8 protein-coding genes are annotated in these 6713 nt (G+C 39.8%); 7 read left to right on the top strand and 1 reads right to left on the bottom strand.

The window, feature by feature from the left end:
- The 3 genes from V7659_RS25740 to V7659_RS25730 all read left to right on the top strand — a co-directional run.
- On the top strand, positions 1 to 252 hold a 252-nt coding region (locus tag V7659_RS25740), incomplete at its 5' end, for a Na+/H+ antiporter NhaC family protein (protein WP_335542951.1).
- Positions 253 to 363: 111 nt separating this feature from the next.
- Complete coding sequence (locus V7659_RS25735; RefSeq protein ID WP_335542950.1) at positions 364 to 957, top strand: YitT family protein; 594 nt, start codon at positions 364 to 366, stop codon at positions 955 to 957.
- 50 nt (positions 958 to 1007) lie between these two features.
- On the top strand, positions 1008 to 1529 hold the full coding sequence (locus V7659_RS25730) for a mismatch-specific DNA-glycosylase (RefSeq protein WP_335542949.1): 522 nt from the start codon (positions 1008 to 1010) through the stop codon (positions 1527 to 1529).
- A 23-nt stretch (positions 1530 to 1552) separates the two neighbouring features.
- On the opposite strand, the gene V7659_RS25725 is transcribed toward V7659_RS25730, so the two are convergent.
- Positions 1553 to 3418 (bottom strand): terpene cyclase/mutase family protein, encoded by a 1866-nt coding sequence (locus tag V7659_RS25725; protein WP_335542948.1) that lies wholly within the window; start codon positions 3416 to 3418, stop codon positions 1553 to 1555.
- A gap of 89 nt (positions 3419 to 3507) precedes the next feature.
- Between V7659_RS25725 and V7659_RS25720 the strand changes: the two genes are divergently transcribed.
- The 4 genes from V7659_RS25720 (at position 3508) to V7659_RS25705 (ending at position 6589) form a co-directional block, all read left to right on the top strand.
- Entirely contained in the window at positions 3508 to 4629 is a 1122-nt protein-coding gene (locus tag V7659_RS25720; protein ID WP_420491774.1) for a DUF2515 family protein, read from the top strand.
- Positions 4556 to 5008 (top strand): CBO0543 family protein, encoded by a 453-nt coding sequence (locus V7659_RS25715; protein WP_335542946.1) that lies wholly within the window; start codon positions 4556 to 4558, stop codon positions 5006 to 5008. Before V7659_RS25720 ends, V7659_RS25715 begins: the two co-directional genes overlap by 74 nt.
- Positions 5009 to 5251: 243 nt before the next feature.
- Positions 5252 to 5692: a peptidylprolyl isomerase gene (locus V7659_RS25710; protein ID WP_335542945.1), complete on the top strand. Its 441-nt coding sequence runs from the start codon at positions 5252 to 5254 to the stop codon at positions 5690 to 5692.
- A 96-nt stretch (positions 5693 to 5788) separates the two neighbouring features.
- Entirely contained in the window at positions 5789 to 6589 is an 801-nt protein-coding gene (locus tag V7659_RS25705; protein ID WP_335542944.1) for a divergent polysaccharide deacetylase family protein, read from the top strand.
- Positions 6590 to 6713 lie beyond the last annotated feature (124 nt).

The raw sequence follows: 6713 nt of genomic DNA, 5'->3' as shown, positions 1-6713 counted from the left end.
TTCCTGCCACATTGGTCTAGTAAATATGGAAAAGAAGAGTTAGCCCGAGTTATGGGGGATTCAACCATGCTGTTTCCGGGGGTGGTGCCTTGGAGTGTTCTTGCCATCATGTGCAGTACCATCGTCGGAATACCAATTATGGCATACCTTCCATTTGCACTTTTTTTATGGATTTTACCCATTTTAACGATTCTAGTATCCTTAGTGAAACAAGCACGGAAATCTAAAGAAAAGCAAGCAGTAATAGCCTAAAATGGAGTCCGATGCGACTCCTTTTCTGCAATCAGATATGAATCACTCCGAATGAAGTCCTTAATTCTTTCATATATGTGGTAATAAAGAATTTGGACAAGGGATGATCAGATGCTGAAAAAGTTGGCGATAATAGGATTCGGGAGCACGATGATAGGGATTGGTATTAATGGGTTTATTCTGCCATTACATATCATTAATGGAGGGTTTTTAGGCATCAGTCTGCTGCTAAAATATATTTTGGGTTTTAAAGTTGGAATGACTTTTATTTTACTAAATATCCCTGTTTACATGTTCGCTTTTAAATCTGATCCTAGGTATTTTTTAAATGGTGTGATGGGAGCGATCTGTTCCGGTATTATGATTGAATTGCTGGTACCATTGAATGGAATGTTTCATTTGTCCATCCTGAGCAGTGTGATTATTGGAGCTGTAATCATTGGGAGTGGGGTTGGGGTGATGCTCCGAAATCATATTAGTCCAGGCGGAATGGACCTGCTGGCACTGCTCATCGCCAAATGGTCAAAAGTCAATGTGGGTGTCATAATGTTTGTGATGGATGCGTGCATCATTATTACAGGTTTGTACCTTCTTCAAGATGTGAAACTTTTTTATTCGCTGATTATTGTTGCAATCGTGGGACTGCTAGCAAGCCTAATTACCACTATTAACATTGAGCGGACCAAAAAAGTAAAGATTACATAACCATGGGATATTGGTAAGTCTATATATGCTAATCAATAAGGAGATTTTTTATGGAACACATCAGTGACCATCTTAAGGAAAATTTAAAGGTTTTATTTGTTGGCTTTAATCCCAGCATTCGCTCAAGTGAGGTAGGTCATCATTACGCGAATCCTAATAATCGCTTTTGGAAAATAGTATACGAAGCAGGGTTAACACCACGGAAGTATGAATCAAGTGAGGATGTGAAGTTATTAGATATAGGATATGGCTTTACAAATATCGTTGCACGACCGACGAAGACAGCCGATGAAATTACGAAAGAAGAGTACAAAGAGGGGAGGGAAATTTTAAAGAAAAAGGTCGAACTGTTAAAGCCTAAGGTCGTTTGTTTTGTGGGAAAAGGAGTTTACCAGCAATACAGTGGTGTAAAAGTCGTTCAGTGGGGAAAGCAAACAAACAGTTTTGTTCCCGGGGTTGTCGATTTCGTGGCGCCATCTTCTAGTGGTCTGGTTCGAATGAAGTTGGAGGAAATTATCGAGATCTATAAAGGGCTATTGCCTCTCGTATCAGAAAAAAACATCGTCGGGTGATGCTGCTCCCCGACGATGTTTTTTTATACTTCGAATTTATTCTTAAAGTTGGACAAGGCAATAAGAGGAAAAATATAGCGATAGCTGTGATAGTGAATATAAAAACCTCCGGCCATCCCTTGCCCCTTTGGATAAGCAGTAGTCCAATCTTCTTTTTCAAGGGAAGTTAATAAATAGGTGATTCCGTTTCTAATTTGTGATGTAGGTTCTTCTGAAGCAGCAATCAAGGCATCGAGTGCCCAGGAAGTGTGCGTTAAGGTGCTAAATCCCAATGGCACATAAGCCTTTTTACTATCACTATGGCATGACTCGCCCCAGCCGCCATCCTTATTTTGGATAGTATGTAACCACTTCACGGACCTTTGGACAGCAGAATGATCATAAGGAATCCCGTTAGCTAATAACCCTGTAATGGCCCCCCATGTTCCATAAAGATAACAAATACCCCATCTCCCATACCAAGAACCATCCTTCAATTGATTACTTAAAAGCCATTCCATCCCTTTATGGATCCCTTTATGGTCACTAGATAGATTCGTGTAATTCCCGAAAAATTCCAGAGTTCGCCCTGTAATGTCAGCACAAGATGGATCTGTTAGCAAAAACTCACCTTTTTCAATGGGGAGGAATTCGAACAACTTTGTATCGGTATTTCTTTCAAACGCTCCCCAGCCGCCGTCGTCATTTTGCATCGATAAAAGCCAGTTAAGGCCTCTATCCCAGGCATGTCTCTCAAGCGGTTTCATTCTCGAAATAGAGCGGAGTGAAGCTGTTGTATCGTCCACATCTGGATTCATCGTATTGACATCTGAAAATCCCCATCCTCCGGGCATAGTCTTTAGATTATGAATGACCCAATCACCAAATTTATGATGCTGCCGGTTTAGAAGATATTGATTGGCCTTTTTCACCATTGGATCATCTGTGGTAACCCCAGCCGACTGCAAAGCATAACCAATCAACGAAGTATTCCAGACATTTGCTGTTGTGTACTGCATATGGGGGTGGCCGTTGATCTCGCATTTCATCGATAGCAACCCGTTCACAGCCTTTGTGATTATGGGATCTGTTTTCTTATACCCATGGGCAATTAGGGCAAAAATCATCAAAAAGGTGGAACTGTAATAACTATAAAAAGTTCCGTCAGGTTCTAGATGGTCCAGCATGTACTTTTTAGCCCGCTCGACCGCTAATTGATGGAGTTGTTCAGGTAAACCCATTAATCTTTTAACTCCATCTTTGATAAATGAAAGCAGGGAACGATATTCCGAGGAGCGAAACCAAGGATTTTCATGATGCCGGTGTAAGTGCAGTTCTGAAAGATTCGGGCTCATCGAAGTCTTGATAAAAAACTTTTTATCGGCAAGTAAAATAATTGGCGTTAGATTGGCTCGGCCAAAGACAGAAAGTGAGTAAAAGTTGATCGGAAAATAGTGTGGTAAAAGTATAAATTCAATGGGAAGAGGAGAAAAATCTGGCCAAATATATTGACCCGTTAAAGAAAGCATCACTTTGGTAAAGATACTTACTTCCTCCAAGCCGCCTTTGGATAAAATATATCTTCTCGCTGCCCGCAAACGCTTGTCATCCTTCTTGGCATACCCTGAATACAACAATGCATAATAGGCTTCCACGGTGGCGGTCAAGTTGCCATCGCCTTCATCATAGAAAAGCTTCCAAGCCCCATTCTCCTCTTGCTTACTAAAAATCCTTGCAACCAAACCTTGAATTAATTCTTCATCATTTAATTCCAATGTCCGCAATAAAATGATCATATAGGCATCTGTTGACAATCCTGTTTCAAAGGGGTAATTCCAGGATCCGTCGGGAGTTTGGTCTGCTCGAAGCCTTTCAACAAGCCAATCGATGCCCTTGCTAGAATTGATCATAAGGGTTTCTCATTCCTCTCCCAGTAAAATATTCTCATTCATACATATTCCATTGGAGGAAGGAGAATTCGTAAAGGAGGTCATGAGCCATATTTTTTACGAGAAATCGCCAGAAGACCACACTTGAATTAATTAGAGAAGAATTAAAAAATAAGAGCAAACAAGCAGGGGTGCCGCCAAAACTAACGAATGCAGAAGGAATGCTTTTAGAACAAATAAGAGGAAGGACAGCAGTGCATAACTTAAATAATGTCACAAGAACAAAAGCCTACTTGGAATTTTACCTCCTTCATCCTGAAATCCATTGGGCATTCCTTGGACATATGGTCTCACGTAATGGCGGTTGGAACATGACCGACTTAAAAGGAGAATTTCTCACCCGTTTGCTCTCGAAAAAAGATGCTGAAACGTTCTTTGCCTTTTTAGAGCGTGGGAATTGGTTGATTTTCCAAGATGTATACCCGCAATTTTTGCTGTACCAGGAAAGTTTAAGGCAAAATAAACCATTATTTTACTTATGTTCTTTTCTCAACATTTCAACCTTCATGGAAACAATTTGGAATCAATTTTGGCTTAAGCATGAAACCTATATCCTTGCCATCGCCATGGTTATCAATGAACAAAGTTATTTGGAGAAACGAGTGGTCCAAAATCCACTATACAAAAAGGGCGTGTTAAATAAATTTGAATATATCCTACAAGATTTGCTTTCGTTTAACCATATTCTTTTTCCTTATGGAAAAAAGAACCTAGCTGGGCAAACACTGCATCAGTTTGAGTCATTACATGAGCGTATTTTACTAGGAAAAAGATTATATACCATCCTTTTTAAAAACAAAGAGCGGTTAAAACAAGTGTTAGATTGGGCAAAAACCCATCCGCATACTGGATCAAGGAAAGATTACTGGCCGCATATTTTTAATAACGTTAACGAAGGAATCCCAGGCTTTGCCTATCAAACACGTTTAAAAGCCTGTCAACTCAGGCCACGGGCAAGAAAAATTTATAGTCCATCTCTTGAGTACGCTTGGAAGAATGTCAGTCAAACGGAGGCTGAAAAAGGGGACTGGTTTAAAGATATTCGTGTGGTGGATTACCTAATTGAGGACCATGAGAAAATGGACGGGGAGATAATAAATGAATACTGTAAAACACTTGAACGACTCGAAATCGCAGCCATTGCGAAAAAAGCCATATCGATTTTGGACTAACCCTTCCCTTGCGGCGGTGTTTTTAGCTACCATACTTGCGACGTATTTAGATCTATATTTGGTAGGTAAAGATATTTATAAGTTTCCAATGAGGCCAATCTCAAATGTTTTTTCCATTAATATTGGGTTTACACTTGTGGTGTTGCCGGTGTTTATTTTCGTTTTCCTTCGGGTTATGGACCAGTTGAATAAATGGGGGAAGGCAGGCTTGATCTTGTTTATCAGTCTATTAATGCCCATTTTTGAAAGATTAGCGGAAGTGCTGGGATGGTTTGAACACGCGGAGAACTGGGAACATCTTTATTCGTTTTTTGGATACCTTCTATTTTTATCCTTAATATATTCATTTTACAACTGGATGGAGGAAAGAAAAGGTTAACAGACAAAAAGCCGAGATTTTCATCTCGGCTTTTTGCGATGTAACCCTTAGTTACACCTTGCCCCTTCCGTCCGTACAGTGGTTAAGTGTCCCGCAACAAGCGAATGTCGGAAGGGGTACTATTATAATACCACAAGCGTGGTAGAAATATAACCAATCGAAGAAAATTGGGGTCCCAAACTTTCTTTTCTTCATTGAAAAGTGTATGATAAAAATGATTTTTACATAAAGGAGTGTTTTTTAATGGCTAAAAAAGGATACATAGTAATGGAAAATGGAGAAAAGATGGAGCTTGAATTTTACCCTAATGAAGCTCCTGGTACAGTTGCGAATTTTGAAAAATTAGCGAATGAAGGGTTTTACAATGGTGTGGTTTTCCATCGTGTCATCCCTGGTTTTGTAAGCCAAGGAGGGGACCCGACGGGAACTGGGATGGGTGGCCCAGGCTACACAATTAATTGTGAAACAGAAGGAAACCCTCATAAGCATGTTCCAGGTTCCTTATCAATGGCGCATGCGGGTAGAAATACAGGCGGCAGCCAGTTCTTCATCGTTCATGAATCACAGCCACATCTAAATGGTGTTCACACCGTTTTTGGTCAAGTGACATCTGGACTTGAGACTGCTCTTAAAATGAAAAATGGTGACAAAATGAAAGAAGTTAAAGTATTTGATGAGGATTAATCCTTAGAAGGAGGGAGCAGCTATGCTCTCTTTTTTTTGTCTAATTTATGATTGGATAGGGCAAATTAACCTCAAAAGTTAAATTGGGGGTCATTTATGAAAAGAATAGTTTTCATGCTTATTCCATTTCTATTATTTTCTTTTCAACCAACTGCTAAAGCAGAAAAAACAGAAACCAAAAATTTGAGGGCTGCGGTTATCATTGATGATTTTGGGGGCGGAACAGGTGGGGTTCGGGACTTCCTCGAAGGAGGGATACCGATTACTGCTGCAGTCATGCCTTTTACCGAAAACTCGAAAGAACATGCGGAATGGGCACATAAATACGGCATCGAAGTGATGATTCATTTATCTATGGAACCGAAAAGAGGAAAAAGATCGTGGCTTGGGCCAAGGCCGATTACGAATGATCTTTCACCTGCAGAAGTAAAACAAATTGTCGAGGATGCCATAAAGGATGTTCCGTATGCGGTAGGGATCAATAACCATATGGGTTCCCTTGCTGTTGAAAATGAACAAATCGTTCGCGCAATCGTTGAAGTGGCTAAGAAAAAAAGATTATATATCATTGATAGTGCCACGAGCCCAAATACAAAATTCCCGAAAATAGCCGAAGAGCTAAGTGTTCCTATCCTTAAAAGAGATGTATTTTTAGACGATATATCCTCCTCTTCACATGTGTATAAACAAATGATTAGACTAGCAAAAGTTACTGAAATTAAAGGGACAGGAATTGCGATTGGACATGTTGGTATAACTGGGAAGGTTTGTTCGATCGGTGTCTTTCAATCGATGGACGAATTCGAAAAGCGAAAAATAAAAATTGTCCCAGCTTCTAACCTGTTTTCCGGCAAATCAGCAGAAAAATACTTTATACCATTAAAAAAGGGCAGTTAACCACTGCCTTTTATTTCGCATTCATTCTACTTTCACAATTGCACCATTACTGATAAAATGTCTCCTATCAAAATAAATAATAGGCTGTGATAAATGTTAGTGTTGATTTTGGCACTTTGTTGAC

This window comes from Neobacillus drentensis, from assembly GCF_036966985.1.
Classification (GTDB): Bacteria; Bacillota; Bacilli; order Bacillales; family Cytobacillaceae; genus Neobacillus; species Neobacillus drentensis_E.
This window is presented reverse-complemented; position numbering and strand designations above follow the sequence as displayed.